Annotated in this window: 14 protein-coding genes; 2 read left to right on the forward strand and 12 right to left on the reverse strand. The window is 52.7% G+C overall.

The features are described from left to right. Nucleotides 1–29 precede the first annotated feature (29 nt). From HW447_RS12490 to HW447_RS12505, 4 genes are all read right to left on the reverse strand, one after another. Nucleotides 30–1,016 (reverse strand): SpoIID/LytB domain-containing protein, encoded by a 987-nt coding sequence (locus tag HW447_RS12490; RefSeq protein WP_176255594.1) that lies wholly within the window; start codon nucleotides 1,014–1,016, stop codon nucleotides 30–32. 137 nt (nucleotides 1,017–1,153) lie between these two features. Then, nucleotides 1,154–2,194 (reverse strand): M42 family metallopeptidase, encoded by a 1,041-nt coding sequence (locus HW447_RS12495; RefSeq protein ID WP_176255595.1) that lies wholly within the window; start codon nucleotides 2,192–2,194, stop codon nucleotides 1,154–1,156. Nucleotides 2,195–2,236: 42 nt separating this feature from the next. After that, nucleotides 2,237–3,319 carry a P1 family peptidase gene (locus HW447_RS12500; RefSeq protein WP_243176297.1) on the reverse strand — a complete coding sequence of 361 codons (1,083 nt, stop codon included), beginning with the start codon at nucleotides 3,317–3,319 and terminating at the stop codon, nucleotides 2,237–2,239. A 95-nt stretch (nucleotides 3,320–3,414) separates the two neighbouring features. Next, nucleotides 3,415–4,416 carry a DnaJ C-terminal domain-containing protein gene (locus tag HW447_RS12505; protein WP_243176298.1) on the reverse strand — a complete coding sequence of 334 codons (1,002 nt, stop codon included), beginning with the start codon at nucleotides 4,414–4,416 and terminating at the stop codon, nucleotides 3,415–3,417. 249 nt (nucleotides 4,417–4,665) lie between these two features. Here HW447_RS12505 and thyA point away from each other — a divergent pair, with 249 nt between their 5' ends. Next, a complete protein-coding gene (gene thyA, locus HW447_RS12510; protein WP_176255598.1) occupies nucleotides 4,666–5,496 on the forward strand; it encodes a thymidylate synthase in 831 nt (276 codons plus the stop codon). Between the two features lie 140 nt (nucleotides 5,497–5,636). Here the strand turns inward: thyA and addA are convergent, their stop codons facing one another. Together addA and addB are read right to left on the reverse strand one after the other, a co-directional pair. Beyond that, nucleotides 5,637–9,479: a helicase-exonuclease AddAB subunit AddA gene (addA, locus tag HW447_RS12515; protein ID WP_176255599.1), complete on the reverse strand. Its 3,843-nt coding sequence runs from the start codon at nucleotides 9,477–9,479 to the stop codon at nucleotides 5,637–5,639. Then, nucleotides 9,439–12,957: a helicase-exonuclease AddAB subunit AddB gene (gene addB / locus HW447_RS12520; protein WP_176255600.1), complete on the reverse strand. Its 3,519-nt coding sequence runs from the start codon at nucleotides 12,955–12,957 to the stop codon at nucleotides 9,439–9,441. Before addB ends, addA begins: the two co-directional genes overlap by 41 nt. A gap of 55 nt (nucleotides 12,958–13,012) precedes the next feature. Here addB and HW447_RS12525 point away from each other — a divergent pair, with 55 nt between their 5' ends. Further along, the gene (locus HW447_RS12525) at nucleotides 13,013–13,453 is read left to right on the forward strand and encodes an FMN-binding protein (protein WP_176255601.1); all 441 of its coding nucleotides are present in this window, start codon (nucleotides 13,013–13,015) and stop codon (nucleotides 13,451–13,453) included. 68 nt (nucleotides 13,454–13,521) lie between these two features. Here the strand turns inward: HW447_RS12525 and HW447_RS12530 are convergent, their stop codons facing one another. The 6 genes from HW447_RS12530 to mscL all read right to left on the reverse strand — a co-directional run bounded on the left by HW447_RS12530 (nucleotide 13,522) and on the right by mscL (nucleotide 19,795). Further along, the gene (locus HW447_RS12530) at nucleotides 13,522–15,912 is read right to left on the reverse strand and encodes a ribonucleoside triphosphate reductase (protein ID WP_176255602.1); all 2,391 of its coding nucleotides are present in this window, start codon (nucleotides 15,910–15,912) and stop codon (nucleotides 13,522–13,524) included. A 58-nt stretch (nucleotides 15,913–15,970) separates the two neighbouring features. Further along, nucleotides 15,971–17,236: a GTPase HflX gene (gene hflX / locus HW447_RS12535; protein WP_176255603.1), complete on the reverse strand. Its 1,266-nt coding sequence runs from the start codon at nucleotides 17,234–17,236 to the stop codon at nucleotides 15,971–15,973. Nucleotides 17,237–17,244: 8 nt separating this feature from the next. Then, entirely contained in the window at nucleotides 17,245–18,126 is an 882-nt protein-coding gene (locus HW447_RS12540; RefSeq protein ID WP_176255604.1) for a tetratricopeptide repeat protein, read from the reverse strand. A 119-nt stretch (nucleotides 18,127–18,245) separates the two neighbouring features. Then, complete coding sequence (locus tag HW447_RS12545) at nucleotides 18,246–18,764, reverse strand: dCTP deaminase/dUTPase family protein (protein WP_176255641.1); 519 nt, start codon at nucleotides 18,762–18,764, stop codon at nucleotides 18,246–18,248. Nucleotides 18,765–18,822: 58 nt separating this feature from the next. Then, nucleotides 18,823–19,311 carry an anaerobic ribonucleoside-triphosphate reductase activating protein gene (gene nrdG, locus HW447_RS12550; RefSeq protein WP_176255605.1) on the reverse strand — a complete coding sequence of 163 codons (489 nt, stop codon included), beginning with the start codon at nucleotides 19,309–19,311 and terminating at the stop codon, nucleotides 18,823–18,825. Next, the gene (gene mscL, locus HW447_RS12555) at nucleotides 19,298–19,795 is read right to left on the reverse strand and encodes a large conductance mechanosensitive channel protein MscL (protein ID WP_176255606.1); all 498 of its coding nucleotides are present in this window, start codon (nucleotides 19,793–19,795) and stop codon (nucleotides 19,298–19,300) included. The genes nrdG and mscL overlap by 14 nt, the downstream gene beginning before the upstream one ends. Nucleotides 19,796–19,876: the final 81 nt, after the last annotated feature.

The raw sequence follows: 19,876 nt of genomic DNA on the forward strand, positions 1-19,876 counted from the left end.
CGGTAGTATTCTTACCGGATTCAGATGACTTATTCAGAAGAAAATGAAATACCTGCGTAAAAATATTCCAGGATTTCCTCCGCCGTCCACCCTTCCCTGCCTTTGGCATCTGCTTCTGCCTGGCTCATTCCCCAGCCGTGCCCCCTGCCTTTTGTGGTAATGCGCATATCATTTCCAGATCCTTCCATAAAAAAACAGGCGGATGGCAGCCCAAAGGCCTGACGAACTTCTTCTCCGTCAAACAGATATCCCCCAATCTGAAGTTCTGTTACATAGCCGGCGCTGTCCCTTGAAACAATCTGCACCTGATCTGGAAACGCCTCAGCCGGGACAGACCGCGCAGAGCCGTCCTCCGATGGGATGGAACTGACCAGAGAAGCCGCCTGCTCCGGCGTCACTGTAAACTCCTGGGTAAAATCCTGCACCTTAGGATCTTCCGGGCAGGAAGCGGATATCAGATAGGGATGCTCCCCGTCTCCCGGCCTGGTGGCTCCGGCCGTCACAGACGTAAATAATGGATCGATATACTGACCGTCCCATATGAGGGTAATGCCCTCCGTTTCCTGAACCGCTTCCTCAAACCGGCGGTAATAAGAGGGGAAAAGGTCGGTTCCCCAAAGGGTTTTCAGACGGTTTTCCCCAGACACCTCCAGGTTAAGGGCCGATTCCGCAATCTCCCCGGACGTTCCCGCTGTTTCCATCTGACGGCGGATATAAGTACGGGCCAGAATAGCCTGGGCTTTTAAGGCTTCTTTGTGATAATCCGGCGGGATCTGACAGGCGATCACACTGGGAAGATAGGTTTCCAGCTCTACCCATTCCTTCTGGCCGCTTCCCCTATCCAGACGAATACGGGGGGCAGTCTGGGATTCTTTGTTCGTCTGGACGGAATAACCGGGCGCAGGAGCTGTGCGGCCCATATCTTCCTGTCGGAAAAGGGTTCCCCTAAAAAAGAGGGGAATGATATAGGGGATAAGAAGGCCGGAAGAAACGGCCAGAAGAATTCGCTTGTCCATGGGATCTCTCCTTTATTCCCGCGGGCAGCGAACCAGGCGGTCAGACCTGTATCTGTATCCGGCGGCTGCTCCCTGTCCCGCTGATGGTACAGTATATGGAGCTTTCCTCCGGGTTATGTTTCCCTCCTGCCTCCGAATCAGCCGATATATGCCTGGAGCAGGCGGAACGTATTGCAGACACCGTCCTTATGGCTGCGCTCGTAGCCATGGGAGGCGTACACGCCGGGACCAATCAGGGCATGACGGATATCATGGCCGGAACGCAGGGTGGTTTCCACATCGGAGCCGTAGTGTGGATATACATCCACCGCATAGCCAATCCCATGTTCCCCTGCAAGCTCCACCAGCCGGCAGACAATATCGTAATTATAAGGCCCTCCGCTGTCCTTGGCGCAGATTGATACCTCATGCTCCGTACACGTCAGCCCATCTCCTACGCATCCCATATCCACAGACCACGCCTCGGTCACACCCTCCGGCACCGAAGCAGAACCGCCGTGACCTACCTCCTCATAAATGGTAAAATGAGCGTATACATGGCGCTCAGGAACGACCTTCTCCTCCTTCAGATATTTACCATAGGCCAGAAGGATGGCTGCAGAAAGCTTATCATCCAAAAAGCGGCTCTTAATATATCCAGAGGCCGTTACACGGGTTCTGGGTTCAAAACACACATAATCTCCGGGCATGATCCCCAGCTTTATGGTATCCTCTTTTGTCTTTACACATTCATCCACCAGCACCTCTACCGTATCCCAGCTGCGTTCTGTCCTGTCATACTCCCCGTTTACATGGACGGACGCATTCACCAGCTGGCACACTCCCTCGTAAACGGCGCCTCCCTTTGTGATAATACGCACGTTCTCCGCCTCTGCGTTGGCCGGTTTCATGCCTCCGATATTGGTCAGCTTAAGACGGCCGTTTCCCTTGATCTCAGTCACCATGCCGCCCAAGGTGTCACAGTGGGCTTCCAGAAGAATCCCGTTTTTGTCGTCCCTGCCTCCGAAATCAGCGATCACACCGCCTTTTACGGTACGGCGGGCGGGAATACCAAGGGCGGCAAATTCCCGAAGCAGGTACTCTGTTACGCTGCGGCCATAGCCTGACGGGCTGTCAATGGCAAGAAGCTTTTTTGCCTGCTCTACTGCATAGTCTGTATAATGATTATAGTCTGTCATGTTGGGATCCTCTTTTCTGATGATTTTATAAAAACGGCTTCCTCATTCTCCTAAAAACTCTGCCAGGCTGCGGTAGCGTTCCCCCTGCAGCCCCTGGGTTTCTGCGGCTGTCACCATGGAATTAAGAATCGCCTCTTCCTCTGCCTCAGCCGCTGCCAGAAACGCCCGGTTAATGGTCTCCTCCGGAATCGCCGCAAGCATCCGAAGCTCCTCCTTCTCCCTGCGCAGCTTCACGGATGGAACCCGGTTGGCTGTGGTGAATCCAATCATCACCTCTCCGCTTCCATGGCCCATATAAGCGCCTGTACGCGCAATCCCGGCGCCCAGCCGGCGGATAATGCGCTTTAGCTGGCGGGCCGTTACCGGCAGATCGGTCGCCAAAATACTCATGATCGAACCCTTGTCCTGTTCAGAAAAGGCTGTTTTCCCTTCCTTCCCCGTTTCTTCCCGCTGACATTTTTTAAGAATTTCACGGCCCAGGGCCTTTCCGTCCACCACCAGATCCTCCGTTGCCCCGAAATTTGACTGCACCAGAACGCCGATGGTATACTCCCTTCCGCCAATCTCCACCACACGGGAGGCGGTGCCGATACCGCCCTTTAATCCATAGCAGACCGTTCCGGTTCCAGCCCCCACGGCTCCCTCTTCGGGATCCTCGCAGGCATGAGAGAAGGCATACTCCACCTGCTCCTGGCCAATAATGCGGCTGCTGATCCGGTTGATCCGGCTGTCATTGCACTCTCCCACTGCCGGGTTAATACTGAGAGCCGGTGCGCCGTCTCGTTCACACTCCCTAAGTACATGATCCGCCACTGCATCCCAGACCCGTCCTACATTCAGTGTGTTGGTAAGGGCAATGGGCGTTTCCAGAGTTCCCAGCTCCTCAATCTGCATCAGGCCGGCGCTTTTTCCAAATCCGTTGTGCACATAGGCAGCCGCTGTATATGGGTTTAAAAATGCATTATCCGTTCCCGGCAGAATCACCGTTACGCCGGTGCGGCTCTCCCCGTCCCTTACCGTACAGTGTCCTGCCAGAACTCCCGGCACATCTGTAATCTTATTTCTCTTTCCCTGTTTCATCCGTCCCGGATAAATACCGTAATCCCGGATCCTTTTTTGCATCACATCTCTCCTGCCTCTCTTACAGTCTCATCCAAGTATACTGTTTTTCCCTTCTTTTGTAAATCCCTGCATACCCGGTTACGGCAAAAGAACCTGTTTTACGCCGCGCCCCTCCCATTACCTGTCCGGCAGGCTGCTTCAAACTCATGAAGTTTTTGTGCCGCCTCTCGATTTAAATTCTCTGGAACGGCAATCTGGATGGAAACATACTGGTCGCCCCGGACAGAGGACACGCCGGATGAGACAATGCCTTTTCCGCTTAAGCGGATCCTGGAGCCCGACTGGGTTCCTGGAAGGATTTTACACAGAACATCGCCATAAAGGGTACTTACTCTGGCCTCTCCCCCAAAAACGGCCGTGGTAAAGGGGATGGCAGCTGTAGTGTAAATATCCTTTCCCCGGCGTTCAAAGCCCGGACGGCTCCCCAGCCTTACCTTTAAAAGCAGATCCCCTGCCTCCGCCCCCTTCGTTCCGGGCGCCCCCTTTCCCCTTAAGCGAATGGTCTGACCCTCGTCAATACCTGCAGGAATCTGTACCTGAAACGTCTTTCTGCTTCCATCCGGCGCCGTCAGAGTAACCGCCTGCTCGCCGCCGAAGGCGGCAGCATCAAAGGGTATTTCTATCTGGGCGGTTATATCCTGCCCCCGGCTCTTGGTATTTTCCCTGCCGCGGCCGTGAAACATTGATCCAAAGATATCGCCAAACAGATCGTCGTCCTCTCCGCCTTCAAAATGCCAGCTGCGGTATCCTCCATTTCCATCCTGAAAATGGCCGGAAAACCCGTCTGAGTAACCGGAAAAGCCAGAAAATCCGCCAGCGCTTCCTCCAAAGCCATGTGTCCTCTGCGTATCTGCCCGAAATCCGCCAACGCCGTCAAAGGCGCTGCTTCCATACTGGTCATAGATCTTCTTTTTCTCAGGATCGCTTAAAATGGTATACGCCTCCGTCGCTTCCTTAAAGCGTTCCGCAGCCCGGCTATCGCCCTCGTTGCTGTCCGGATGATACTTTTTGGCCAGCTTACGGTAAGCCTTCTTAATCTGGGACGCATCCGCATCGCGGCTGATCCCTAACACTTCATAATAATCTCTCTTTTCTTTCAATCTTCTCACCCCTTGCAGCCTTTGTGTGCAGGCCATTGTAAATATCCCTGGAAAATGGATTCCAGGGAGTGGTCTGTTCCTTTTTTTGTTCTATTTATTATATAACACGCATACTTACTGGTGTCAAGGGGATTTCACTATTGTACTCTGAAGCAGCACTAGAATCTGCCCTCAGAATGTATATTGTCTCCTCGCCCCATATCTGCTATACTTGATAAAACTACGCAAATACAGGAGGAGTTTACATCTATGAGCTATGCAGACCAGTTATTCATACAGAACTGTAAAGATATTTTGGAAAACGGCGTATGGGATACGGATTATGAGGTCCGTCCGGTATGGGAGGACGGTACGCCGGCCCATACCATCAAGCGGTTCGGCATTGTGAACCGCTACGACCTGACAAAGGAATTTCCCGTGATCACCCTCAGGCGCACGGCCTTTAAATCAGCCGTGGACGAACTGCTGTGGATCTGGCAGAAGAAATCAAACAATATCCTCGATCTCAAGAGCCACATCTGGGATTCCTGGGCCGATGAGACAGGAAGCATCGGAAAGGCCTATGGCTATCAGCTGGGGGTAAAACACCATTACAAAGAAGGCGACTTTGACCAGGTAGACCGGATCCTTTACGATTTAAAGCACAATCCCTTAAGCCGCCGGATCATGTCCAATATCTACAATCACCACGACCTTTCGGAAATGAATCTGTATCCCTGCGCCTACAGTATGACCTTTAATGTATCCGGGAATACTTTAAACGGCATCTTAAACCAGCGTTCCCAGGATATGCTGACCGCCAACAGCTGGAACGTGTGCCAGTACGCCATACTGCTCCATATGTTTGCGCAGGTAAGCGGCTTAAAGGCGGGCGAGCTGGTTCACGTCATCGCAGACGCCCATATTTATGACCGCCACATTCCCATGGTGGAGGAACTGATCAAACAGGAGCCATTTGAGGGCCCCTCTCTGTGGATCGATCCCTCTGTTAAGGATTTTTATCAGTTTACCACTGACAGTTTCCGACTGGAGCATTATAACTTCCACACCTTTGAGCACAAAATACCTGTGGCCATTTAAAAACGATCCCGCACAGGCAGTTAAAACAAAGCCCGGATCTCATTCATCTCCTGTCTGCTGACAGGTCTGTGAACACACATCCGGGCTTTCTTTATACCTTCTATAAGCTCTGCTTCCCGCCCATCCCAACGTCCATATGCTTAAACGGCAATCTCCTTTTGCAGAGCAAAGGAATAGATAAAACGGCCTGCTGCCTTTTTTCCTGTGATCTGACACAGGGCGCGCTCATAGCTGTCGATCTGAACCTGATAGCGCTCTTTTAACAGCTCTGCCCCCTTTTCTCTGTCCTTTCGCAAAATGCGGTCCGTTTTATAATCGATCAGTATAAGGCCCTCTGCCTCCTCCATGTAGGCATCAATCACGCCCTGAACCAGTACCAGCTCTTTAGACCCCTCATATCCCATCTTGGCTGCCGGAACACCGATCATAAACTGCTGTTCCTTAAAAAGCCGGCCTTCGGCCTGAGCCAGGGCCATCCGTTCCCCCAGCGGACTTTCCAGAAATCTCCATATATCTTTAGGATCTACCCATTCATAGGACTCCTGATCCAAATAGCCCTGTTCATGCAGTGAAAGCAATGCCTTTTTTGTATCGGAAAGGCTGTGGATCTTGTGAAACGGCAGACATTCCAGAGCGCGGTGGTAGGCCGTTCCCCTGCTGGCTCCTCCGGGACGAAACACCGGTTCCGGTTTCTTTTCCTCCGCTTCCCCTGTATTTTCTTTCGCCTCATCGCCCTCCGGTTCCAGTTCCCTGATCCATCCATCTTCTCCCCGTTCTGTCCCCATGGCGGCTTCGTCACGGCCGATCTGACTCTGCTTTTTCAGTTCTGAAACAGACATCATCGTGTACAGTCTTGTATCTGCCTGATAGGGATATTGGTAGGAAAATGCCCGTTCCAGGTTTTCCTTCATACCGGCGTCATAAGTCTGGTCCAGCTTCAATTCCAGAAGATCTTCCCTGGCCATTTTGCGGCCTATCTGACGGGTCACCTCCCGGCCCACCAATTCCTCGATCCTCAGCTGTATCATTTCAAAATGATCCCTGGGCACAGCCGGGGCCGCCATCAGCACCCAGTCCAGATAGGAGCCAGCCCCGGACAGGATAGTAAATGGGATCTGTCCCCTGTTTAAGGGCACTTCTTTCCATTTCTCCAGTTTGCTTTCCAGAGAGCGGTCGGTGCCGGTCATAATCAGAGCCTCCTTGGCACGGGTCATGGCTACATAGAGAACCCGCAGTTCCTCACCCATGGTTTCTAATTCCATCCGCCGCTTTAAGGCCTGTTTTTTTAAGGTCGGAGTTTTGACCCGAAGCTCCAGATCCAGGCAATCCGAAGCGGCTCCCAGGTCTGCGTCAAGAAGGAGTGATCCGCAGGCGTCCTGGCGGTTGAATTTTTTCCCCATGCCCGCCAGAAATACCACCGGAAATTCCAGTCCCTTACTCTTATGAATACTCATTATCCGCACCACACTGTTTTCCTCTCCAGCGGCTGCGGCCTCCCCAAAGTCGGTATCGTATTTCTTTAACCGTTCAATATATCTTACAAAATGAAACAGGCCCTTGTAGCTGGTGTTCTCATAGGCCGCCGCCTTTTCTACCAGCATATCCAGATTGCCCCGGCGTGTTTCCCCGGCCGGCATAGCGGATACATAATCATAATAGCCGGTGCGTCTGTATACATAGTACAAAAGTTCGTGGATAGGGAGATAGCGGGCTTCTGTGCGGAAATCCGCCAACATGGCCTGAAAATATTCCAATTTTTCCCATATAGACCGCGCCTGGGCTTCGGGAATCTCTGCTGCTCCAACCAGGAGCTGTTTTTCTGTCTCCTGGCCGTCCACAGCCTGCCCGCTGACCTTTCCCCCCTGGGCTTCCTCCTCCCACAGCTTCCACGCTCCATACACGCCGCGATCCTGCCCTTTTTTAGCGTTCTTCTTATAAGCCGCCATCATCCAGGCCATCTCATCATCGCTCATGCCCACAATCGGCGAGCGGAGCACCGCAGCCAGAGGAATGTCCTGCATGGGGTTGTCAATAACGGACAGCAGACTTAACACCGTCTCTACCTCCGTGGTGGAAAAATATCCCGTCCGGGTCTGTGCTCTGGCCGGGATTCCCTCGTTCATCAGCACGCTGACCATTACCTCAGACCAGCCGGTCATGCTCCGCAGAAGGATCACCATATCCCCCAGCCTGGCCCGGCGGTAGCTTTCCATCTCCTTATCCCATACAAGAAGTCCCCCTTTCTCATCCGTCAGACGCCGGATCTCCCCTGCGATCATCTTGGCCTCAAGTTCTCTGGCCGTATAGTCCATGGCGTCCTCATCCAGCTGTTTCAGGGCCGCAGCCCCCGTATCGGCAAACAACAGACGCGACGGGATCCCTGCCATTCCCTCTGCCGGCGCAAAGGAGGCTCCCGGATAAAGAGCTGTTTCCTCCGTGTATCGGATCCCGCCCAGATTCTCTGTCATGATCTGATAGAAAATGTCATTGATAAAGTGAAGAACCGTATCCCTGCTGCGGAAGTTCTGCTGAAGCTCGATCATCTGACGTGGACTTTCCTCCCTTGTATAGGAGGCATATTTTTCCATAAAAAGCTCCGGTCTTGCCAGACGGAACCGGTAGATGCTCTGCTTCACGTCTCCTACCATAAACACGTTTGGATGGCCGATCCGCTCTCTGGAAATGCTGCCGATCAGCGTTTCCTGCACCAGATTGCTGTCCTGGTACTCATCCACCAGAATCTCCTCGTACTGGCTGCGCAGTTCCTCTGCTGCCGCAGAAGGCTGTCTGGATATCTCCCATGCTCCCTTTTTCTGCTGCCCATCCATGTCCCCGTGCTCCTGATGAACCTCTTCCAGCAATACCTCCAGCGCCAGATGCTCCAGATCATTAAAATCCAGCACATTTCTCTCCCGCTTTGCCTCCCGGTACGCCTGATCAAAGCGTTCAGCCATATCCAGAAGCACCCGGATCACGGTCTGTGTTCCTGCGATAGCCTGGACGGCCTCCTCAGGGTTCTGAAACCCATAGCTGTCCCTGCATTTCTCCGCAGCCTTCTTTACACGGGTGCGGCAGCCGCTTACATACTCCTTTTTTTCCGGGTCAATCTCCTTGCTTCTGGCCGCTGCCAGACGGTCAAAGGAAAGCTTGCCCAGCGCCTTATGCATTTCCTGAAAGCGGCCGCTCTCTGCCGCCTTTTTTACCGCCTCAAGGCGCACAATATCCTGTTCCAGCATAGGCTCGTAGACCCTGGGGCCGTTCTCCTCCCGACACACCTCAAGGGCGTCCCGGATCTGCTCTGCCAGTTCTCCCATCTGAAGAGCCGCATCCCTTAACAGAAACTCCATCCAGGGGCTTTCATCCAGATTTCCCTCTGCCTCCCGTTCTAACTGCCGCCGGCATCCGTCTATCCACTCTCCGGGCCAGGGATGACTCTGGGAAAACTGCCAGGCCTGCAGAATCACGTCCTCCATGGCCCTGTCTGATTTTCCCGCCCCGAACTGCTCTGCAAACTGAAGAAACTCCTCCTTCCCCTCCTGGTAGCATTCCTCCAGCAGTTCCTCCATCACATCGCCCTTAAGCAGGGTCAGCTCCCCCTCGTCACCGATCCGAAACGCCGGATCAATATCCAGCCTGTTATAATGGTTTCGGATCAGATTCAGGCAGAAGCTGTCAATAGTCATGATCTGGGCCTGAGGGATCAGGGCCGCCTGAAGCCACAGATGTTCATTCATGGGATCCTCCCGCAGCCTTTTCTCCACCGCCGCACCGATACGCTCCCGCATCTCAGCGGCGGCTGCACTGGTAAAGGTCATCACCAGAAGCTGGTCAATATTTAAGGGATGCTCCCCTTCGCTGATCATGCAGATGATCCTTTCTACAAGCACCGCCGTCTTTCCGCTGCCAGCAGCCGCAGAAACCAGGAGACTGCGGTTTCTGCTGTCAATGACCTGCTTCTGTTTCTGGGTCCATTTTACTGCCATTTTCTCCCTCCTTCTCAATCTCCTGCCAGATTTCCTCTGCCTTCATGGACTTCAGCCGTCTGAAGCCGTATCCTGCCGTCTTGGTATCAAAGCCGCAGACTGCATGATAAGGACAGTAATCACAGGCTGTCCGGTTCCCCTGCTTATAAGGCCGCAGCCCCGTCTCTCCCTCCAGGATCTGCCGTCCTGAGGTTTTAAGTTTCCTTCCCACAAAGGCGCGAAGCTCCTCAAACTGTCTGGCTCCCGCTACGCTGGAGCGGGTTTCCTGAACATAGCCGTCCTTCATAGCCACCGGGATCACATCCGATTCCTTCTCGATCTCCCGGTCCAGATGGCGGATAACGTCAAGTTCACTGTTTACCAGGCCGTTCATGCGAAGCTGGCGCAGAATCTGATGCTCGATGTCCTCTTTTGTCATTTCACCGTCTTTTTCTGCCACCGGATCCTTGATATTATAGTAGAATATTCCCGCAGGCACCGCCTGCTTTCCGGGATTTTTCCGCTCCTCCATCTCCAGGGCCGCATCCATATAGACCACCAGCTGAAGCTGCAGACCGTAGTAAAGGGCCGCCAGATCAAAGGAGGTATTTCCTGATTTATAATCAATGATCTTTACAAAAATATGCTCCTCGTCCTCGCACAGATCCAGACGGTCGATCCGCCCCTTTAGCTGCAGCTCCTCATCCTCCGACAGGCGGATCCGCATGGCCCGCAGATCATCGATAGCTGAAAATGACACTTCAAAACCAGCAGGTACAAAATCGCCTTTTTTCACCTGCTCTGCCAGCGCCCAGATCGTCCGGTCCGTGATCCGCTCCACCCTCTGAGCCAGATAGGCATTGCGGGCTGAGCTGGCCATGATTGTGTTGCCGTACTGCTCCGTCACCTGCGCCACACATTCCTTTACCAGGGCTTTTCTCTGGGCCTCAGTGATCCGGCTCCAGTCCAGTTTCTGATCCCGGATGAACCGGAAACACAAATCGATGGACTGATGGAACAGATTTCCCATATCCACTGCCTCCAGCCGATATTCCTGTCGCTCCATCAGTTCCAGGCCATATTTAAGGAAATGGGCGTATGCGCAGGAGGCAAACTGCTCCAGACGTGTTACGCTGCCCTGCAGGGTCTGGCCGTAGAGCGCCCTGGCCGCAGCCCTCCCGATGCCTCTGTCCTCATAGGTAAAAAACGCTGCGTCTACCAGCTGCTTCACCTGTTTCTGGTACGCCTCTTCACTGTAAAAACGACGGTACAGTTCTAAAAATGCCTGTTCCCTGTGGGAACTGGCCGCCGCCTCTCTCAGCCCCCCAATCAGCATTTCCCTTCCGTCCCAGGGGGTGAGAATGGGACGCCCCTCTGCAAAGCAGCTTTCTTGCGAAAGCCCCTGAAACAGCTTTTTCACCTCGCCGATCAGGCTGGACGGCCGTGCGCTCTTTCCGTCTTTTGAAGCAGCGGCCCAGGTAAGAACCAGCTGGCGGGAAGGCTTTGACAGCATAAGGTAAAGGTAAAATTTCTGGATACAGCCATCCTCTCTTGCCGTTGGAGCCAACTCCATGTGAAAGGTGCGAAACACCTCGCGGTCACCGTCCGTCAAAAGGCTGCCTCCCGATTTTCTCTGGGGTACAAGCCCCTCGTTCAGCCCCGCAAAAAACAGCACCTTCACCGATTCCAGACGGCTTCGCGTAAGGTCGCCGATGATGACCTGATCCGCCGTAGCCGGAATCACGCCCACCCGGATTTCCTCAAAACCAGCTTCCAGAATCTGAATATAATTCTTCCTGTCTGCCTTTTCATCTCCCAAAAGACCTTCCAGGCGGAAAAAAAGTTCCTCCACCCGCTCATAGACCTGACCGTACTCCTTTGCCAGGTTCTCATCCCCCGGACGATGACGTCCGGCAAAAAAGTCTGAGTATTCCTCCAGCTTTTCCTTTAATTCCATTTTTTCCAGAAAACGGCGCAGAGCCGCCGTCACAGAAGAAATAGTGGCCTCTTCCTTCTGAAACGCTTCCCGCAGCTCCTTTAGCGGCTCCAAAATCCACTGACGGTAAGCGTTCAATTCCTCCAGATTGATCCGTTCTCCACCCCGATAGGGCTTATCCCAGGTCTGCTCCCACTGTTTCCATCCCCGGATGCCCAAAGCTCTTACATAATTTTCCAGACGATCCGTTAAAACAGGAATCTTTTCCCGTACCCATTGCTCTTCCTTGTCGGCTGCAGCGTTCTTCCCTGAAAGGGCCTCCCTTTCCCCCCGGTCATACACCAGCCCCGTTTTCAAATACCGGAACACGCTCTCATAGGAACAGTCCTTCACAGTCTCTAAGGCCGCCCGTATTAACTCCACCAGAGGATTTTCCAGAATGCTCTTCTTCTGATCCATAAAATACGGGATTCCCGCCTCGTCAAAAGGATGGGACAGTTCCCGTCCATAGGACGCCGGATCCCCGGTAATCACCGCCATATCCCGGTAACGCAACCCTTTTTCCCGTACCAGGCGGCTTATGCAGGTACAGATATAGGCCGCCTCCTCTGCCGCTGTCTTTCCCTGACAAATTTGTATATCCGACGTTTCGTTGGTCCATACCTTCCCTGTATACCGGTAGAGGTTTCGTTCCAGAAAGTCCAGGCTTTCGCTGTCCTTAAACCGCCAGCCGGGACGGCGGTCACAGCGCACCTCCCTTTTCACCTCCACATGGCGGCGGTCTGCCAGCTCCTTTAACCGGCACACCGTATGGCGTCCCATATAAAAAAGATGCTGAATGCTGCATTCCTTATAGGGATTCTCCCGCAGATCCACTGTCACCGTGCACACCACATCTCTGGCATGGAGCATAAATAATTCCGCCAGCCGGTACTGTACGGGCGTAAAGCCCGTATAACCGTCCAGATAGATGACGCTGTCTGCCAGTTTTTCCCATCGAGGCAGTTCCCTGCACAGGATATCCAGGATCTCCTCTGACGTAATGTAATGATCCTCAATATACTCCTTAAACCCCCGGTAGATCACCTGAAGATCCTTAAGTTTCTCTTTCAGAAGAGGATGATCCGTCTCCTCCTCCACCCGATTCAGCTCCTCCGGCCCGACGCCATACTGGCTAAGTTCAGAGATCTGGGATTTCAGCTGGCTGATAAAGCCCGGCTGCTCCAGATGCCCGCCGTACAGGCCCAGCTCCTTCTTAAGCCTCCCGGCCACCTTGCGCAGCACCATGGATTTTCCCATATCGTCCAGCACTGCCGGAACCCGAACCCCCAGATCCTCAAAAACACGGTAGGCCAGACGCTTAAAGCTCAGAACGTCCATGTTCATAAGGCCGTGTCTGGGATGGAGATGCACCAGCTCCTTCTGGGTCTGCATGGTATACTGCTCCGGGACAATAAACAAAAAGGAGCGTTCCGGCTGCTTTAGGGACTGCTGGATAGCGGTCTCGTAAAGATACCTGGTTTTTCCGGAGCCAGCGCCTCCCATAACAAACTGCAATGACATATTTTATCCTCCTGTCTCATATGCTGTAACAAATTCCCTCAGAGGTCCTGACACTATGAGTTCCAAAACCAAAATCGTGGTGCTGCGGATGAAAGAGATCATCTACACAGCGATCTTTGCCGGACTGGCCATCCTCCTGATTGCCCTCTGCTTCATCATGTTCCGCCATGGAAATGACAATGGCTCTGAAAAAGAAGAAACCAGGCAGACCGCCTATGTCCCCGGCATCTACAGCGCCTCCCTTTCCCTGGGCAGCGAACAGGTCAATGTGGAAGTAACCGTAGACGCAGACCAGATCCGGGCCGTGGCGCTGGTTCCGCTAAGCGAGGCTGTAGCTACCATGTATCCCCTGATGCAGCCCACGATGGAGGGCCTGGCAGAGCAGATCGTAAACACACAGTCTACTGAAAATCTTACATACCCGGATTCCTCCCGCTATACCTCCATGGCCCTTTTAAAGGCAGTGGATACCGCCCTGGAAAAAGCCCGGCAATAACAGGCATAAAAATTCCCCTGCGCCGCAAGCTTTAAACCGACTGCGCAGGGGATATTTCCATTTTATACTTACGCCTTCACTCCTTCGACAAATTTGCGGATATTCGAGGCATTTGCAAACTTCTGCACCACTTTGTCCCTCACCAGCACCAGAGTAGGTGCCTGCATGACCCCGAATTGTCTGGCCAGCTCCGGATGCTCCTGCGCATCAACGATCTGATAGTCCACATCCTTCAGGCATTCTCTGGCGATCCGGCAGTTTGGGCAGGTTCTGGTAGTAAACAGATACATCTGCGTTTTCTTCCTCACTCCCTCTGCCGTTTCCGGCGGTTTTCCTTCCATGTCCTGCACCTCAGGCAGGATCCGTGCCCTGTCTTTGCTGCGATCAAACCGGCCGGTGTCATAAGTCACGCGGTCTTTGTATTCCTGAAGCTTGCCCTCATTCCAGTTCTGCACCGGTCTGTAATATCCCGTGATTCGGCTGTAGACCTCCGCCTTCTCCCGGCAGATGGGGCAGGTAAAATGCTCTCCTGCCAGATACCCGTGGCTTTTGCAGATGGAATAGGTAGGCGACAGCGTATAATAAGGCAGGCGGTAATTCTCAGCAATGGCGCGCACCAGACTGGCCGCAGCCTTCCAGTCCGGCAGCTTCTCACCTAAAAATGCGTGAAATACCGTTCCCGAGGTATACCGGGTCTGTAACTCGTCCTGAATATCCAGAGCATCAAAAATGTCCTCTGTATATCCCACCGGCAGATGGGAGCTGTTGGTATAATAAGGGGTCTCTCCCTTCTTTCCCGCTGTGATAATGTCAGGATACTGCTCCTTATCATGCTTGGCCAGCCGGTAGGCTGTGGACTCCGCAGGCGTGGCCTCCAGGTTATAAAGATCGCCGTACTGCTCCTGATAATCAGACAGGCGCTCTCTCATATGATCCAGCACCTCCTTCGTAAACTGCTGACATTCCGGCTGTGTCATATCCCTGCCGATCCATGACGCGTTCAGCCCCGCCTCGTTCATACCGATCAGCCCAATGGTGGAAAAATGATTTTCAAATGTGCCAAGATACCTCTTTGTATAGGGGTAAAGCCCCCGCTCCAAAAGCTTTGTGATCACTTCCCTCTTGGTCCTTAAGGATCTTGCGCTGATATCCATCATATGGTCCAGACGCCGGTAAAAGTCCGTCTCGTCCTTTGCCAGATAAGCGATCCTGGGAAGGTTGACGGTGACTACGCCCACAGAACCGGTGCTCTCGCCAGAGCCGAAGAAACCGCCCGTTTTGCGGCGCAGCTCCCGCAGATCCAGCCGCAGCCGGCAGCACATACTCCTGACGTCGCCGGGTTCCATATCGCTGTTGATATAATTAGAAAAATAAGGCGTTCCATACTTGGAAGTCATCTCAAACAAAAGGCGGTTATTCTCTGTATCGGACCAGTCAAAATCCTTTGTAATCGAATAGGTGGGAATGGGATACTGAAATCCCCGACCGTTGGCATCCCCCTCGATCATGGTTTCAATAAAGGCCCGGTTGATCATATCCATCTCAGCCTTACAGTCCTTATATTTAAAGTCCATCTCCCGGCCGCCTACAATGGCATTCATCTGCGCCATGTCGTCCGGCACCGTCCAGTCAAGGGTAACGTTGGAAAATGGTGCCTGCGTCCCCCAGCGGCTTGGCGTATTTACCCCGTAGATAAAGGTTTCAATGCACTTTTTCACCTCCGGATAGGTCAGCCGGTCTGTCTTTACAAAGGGCGCAAGATATGTATCAAAGGAAGAAAAGGCCTGGGCGCCTGCCCATTCGTTCTGCATAATGCCGAGGAAATTCACCATCTGGCTGCACAGCACTGATAAATGTCTGGCTGGCCCTGATGTGATCTTTCCCGTAATCCCGCCCAGCCCCTCCATCAAAAGCTGTTTTAAGGACCAGCCCGCACAGTAGCCTGTCAGCATGGAGAGGTCATGGATATGGATGTCCGCATTCCGGTGAGCCGCCGCCGTCTCAGGATCGTAAATCTCACTTAGCCAGTAATTAGCTGTCACAGCCCCGGAATTGCTTAAAATCAATCCGCCCACCGAATATGTCACCGTAGAATTTTCCCTGACCCTCCAGTCCTCTGCCTTCACATAGCTGTTTACAACGTCCTTATAGTTCAATATGGTGCTGTTCATGTTGCGGATCTTCTCACGCTGCTTCCGGTAAAGGATATAGGCCTTTGCCACCTCCGTATATCCGGTCTGCTCCAGCACGTGCTCCACGCTGTCCTGTATCTCCTCCACGGAAATGCTCCCGCCCTGCATCTTAGGCTGGAAATCAGCCGTCACACGCAGGGAAAGCAGCTCCAGTATCTCGTCGTTGTACTCTTTCCCCGTAGCCTTAAACGCTTTCTTGATGGCCTCTGTTATCTTCTTTAAACAAAATTCCGCGGCCTCCCCATCCCTTTTTACTACCTGGATCATACCTTAAAACTCCTTTCAACCTTCCAGACATTTCCTGCTTTTACCCTCCGGGCCTGATCTAATCCCGGTACAGCCCCTCAAAAAGCTCCGCCGGCACATAAGCGGTCACGGCAATCCCCTGCTCGGTATATTCCTCCGAAAGGAGCTGGCCATAGGTCCGTATCGTCTGAATCCGGCCAGCCTGGCTGTAGGGATATACCTTTTCCAGATAGATCCGGCTGCTGCGGATAATGCTCCCCAGGACCTGCTCAAGTTCCTCTATGCCTTCCCCGGTTTTTGCAGAGATACGCACCTGATAGTCGGAGGCAAAATCTCTTGGGAGCATCCCCATTCCCTCTTCCTTATCCAGCCGGTCAATCTTGTTAAATACTGTTACCACAGTCTTATCCACAATCCCCAGTTCTCTTAATGTCTCCTTAACCACATACATCTGCATATCCATCTGTGGATTCGAGCAGTCCACCACATGAAGGATCACATCGCTGTAGCGCGCCTCCTCCAGGGTACTCTTAAAGGCATCAATCAGATGATGAGGAAGCTTTCGGATAAAACCTACTGTATCCGTCATAAGGATCTGCTGTCCGTCTGCCAGATCAAACGCCCTTGTTGTGGGATCCAGCGTTGCAAACAGCCGGTTCTCCGCCAGAATTCCCGCCCCTGTAAGCTTATTTAGCAGAGTGGACTTGCCTGCATTGGTATAGCCCACAATGGCTGCCGTCAGGCCGTAATTCTTCTCCCGATGCTGCCTTGTGACTTCCCGGTGCCGCTTTACATCCTCTAATTCCCGCTTCAGCTGTCCTATCCTCTGGTGGATCAGACGGCGGTCCGTTTCCAGCTTTTTCTCTCCCGGCCCTCTGGTTCCTATGCCTCCTCCCAGTCGGGAAAGTGAATTTCTCATTCCCACCAGCCGAATCGCCCGGTAGCGCAGCTGGGCCAGTTCCACCTGGATCTTTCCTTCTCTTGTATGGGCTCTTGAGGCAAAGATATCCAGGATCACCATAGTCCGATCCATAACCTTTGTCTCCAGGACATCTTCCAGATTGCGCAGCTGGGCCGGTGAAAGCTCATCATCACAGATCACTCCCGTAGCACCCGTCCGGGCCAGAAGCTCTCTCACCTCCAAAAGCTTTCCCTTTCCCAGATAGGTGCCCGGATGTACGGCCTCACGGTTCTGGATCACCCGTGCGACAGGGACGGCCCCTGCCGTCTGCGCCAGTTCTTCAAGCTCGTCCAGGGATGCCTTCGTCTCCTTCTCCTCTCCTGCATTGACGGCGATCAGAAGCACCCGTTCCTCCAGTTCCTTTAAATCAATCAGTTCTGCCATAGTTCTCCTTACCGCATCCTGGTCTTTAAAAAGTCAATCTCGTGCTGAACCGCTTCATCATCTCCAAAGACCTGAAGATACGTTTCAAAACGGCTCTTTGCGCCCTCATAGTCCTGTTCGTATTCGCAGACAGCCGCCTGGTGAAATGCCAGTTCCTTAAGCAGCTGCCAGTCCGCAGCATTTTCCTGGGTAATGGCCTGTGCCGCCTGCTCCAGGCTGGCTCCGGTTCCCGCATTATAGCTGGTAATCAGTCTGTCATATCCCTGAGCAAATGAATCAGCAGCTCCTTCATAGTCCTCCTCAGCCATCTGGCATAAACCCATCTGGCTGTAGACCCTGCTCTCAAACCTTTTATTATCCCCACCGTCCTTTAACGCCTCTTCATACAGGGCCTTTGCCCCATCATAATCGGCTGCCTCCATACAGGCAGCTCCTGCCTCAATCAGAGCTTCCTCATAACCTGGGGACTTCTTTCCTCCTGTCTCCATTCCCAGCGCCTCACGGTACAGAGCCACCGCCTGATCCTTATTTCCAAGCCTGCTCTGGCAGAAGCTCTTCATATATCGCCCGGAAATGGCGTTTCCTCCCTGTTCCATGATCAGATCCCAGCTGTGATCCGCCGCCTCAAAGTCATCTAAGAGCATTTCTGCCTCTGCCCGATAAGAAAGGACATCTATATTAAACTTCTTATCATCGGCTCCCGCAGCTGCCAGCGCCTCTTCAAAGGAGGTCAGCGCTCCAGAAGGATCTCCTGCCTGAAGTTTTTCAATCCCCTCTGCCCGAAGCTGCTTTTTCCTTGAAATATGAAAGGAACCTGCCACACGGCTGACGCCAAATGCGATTCCGGCCATTACCGCCAGACAGAGGATCCATACGAGAATTTTCCTCATAAGGCGCTGCCTTTTTCTTAGCCGGATGCTCTGAGCGCTCCGTCTGCCGCCCCCGCGTCCTGTGCCCGGATGCCGTCTGCTCCCGCTGTAGGAGCCTCTTCTCCTGCTGCCTTCCATGGTCAGTTCCTTCCCTTATCAGTGCTTCCGAAACCGCCGTTTCTAAGCCCCTTTGTTTCATCATCCACTGTGATCCCAAACGGCAGGAAAATCCCCTGGACAAAGCCGGCTCCCCTGGGTAGCTCCAGAGTCTTGTCCTCATTGGAATCATTGGTTATCTTTATAAACATATGCCCTTCATTGTCAGAATAGAAATAATCGCTGTCGATGATGCCGACCGTATTATTTAACTGCAGACGGTACTTAAAACCCAAGCTGCTCCTTGGAAATAAGGTCAGCACCCAGCCCTCGTCGATCTCCGCCCGGATACCGGTAGGAATTTTTATGGTCTCACCAGGCTTAATAACAAATGCCCTGGGAGCAAAAAAATCATATCCGGCAGAACCGGCCGTAGCCCGCTCCGGAAGGCGTATACTGTCATAAATGGCCTGAATATCCTCATCTCCCTCTTCAAAGGTATCTACCCAGTCCCCCTTAAACTGTTCAAAGCTTACTTTATAAAATCTTGCGATTCGACTGATCATATTTTGTCATTTCTCCTGTATCTTATTCATTTTCCTGCATCTGGTTCCCCGCGTCTCATCCGTACAGTACTGCCTGCCCCGTCAAAAGGGATCTCTGTACATCAATCACCCGCTGGTTTGCGCTGCCCTTCCAGTGGAGGCGGTTATCCTTCTGCGCCTGAATGAACTCTCCATCCACCACTACGTCTATATTTTTAAGCAGGGGCAGGCCGCAGATCTGTTCCCAGTCATAGCCCGTGTAAAGCCAGATCGTTTTTTCCGGATATCTGTCTCTGATCTCTCTTGCCAACGCAGCAATGCCCTCTCTGTTTGCAGGATGAAGGGGATCCCCTCCGCTGAAGGTTACGCCTGAAATGTAGTCCTTCTCAAGTTCCGCAAATAATTCCTCCTTCGCAGCCCCGTCAAACGGCAGCCCGCCCCGCACATCCCAGGTTACGGGATTATGGCAGCCGGGACAGTTATGGCTGCAGCCTGCCACCCACAGCACAGTCCGCAGCCCTTCTCCGTTGAGCATATCATCCTTTGTTATGTTATGATAACGCATCTGTTGTCTTTCTCTCCTGTTCTATGTTCACTTCTTTGTCCAGCCGGGAGGTACAGTTTGGACAGCGAACCGCCTCAGCCGGGATCATCGTGCAGCAGTAAGGGCACGCCTTCTGTGCAGACGCTTTAGGTTCCTCTGGCCGCCTGCCAAGCCTCTCCAGACGCCCCATCGCCTTTACCGCCAGAAATACCACCAGTGCCATTAAAAGGAAATTGATGGTCTGAGTGATAAAAGAACCATAGTTAATGGTAGAGGTCACTTCCTTTGCCGCTTCCAGAGTGGGGTATTTATTTCCATCCAGAGCGATAAACAGGTTGGAAAAATCGATCTTTCCCGTAAAAATACTCAGAATCGGCATAAAAATGTCATTGACCAGTGAGTTGACAATACTTGTAAATGCGCTTCCGATAATCATGCCCACTGCCAGGTTGATCATATTGCCTTTCAGCGCAAACGCCTTAAATTCCTCAATAAACTTCTTCATCTGTTTCTACCTCTTTTTGTATCCTTTCTGCGCTATTTATCAGTCTAACATAAACAGACGTATTTTTCTACTTTATTTTCC

Source organism: Enterocloster alcoholdehydrogenati, from assembly GCF_013282095.1.
In the GTDB taxonomy this organism is placed as follows: Bacteria; Bacillota; Clostridia; order Lachnospirales; family Lachnospiraceae; genus Enterocloster; species Enterocloster alcoholdehydrogenati.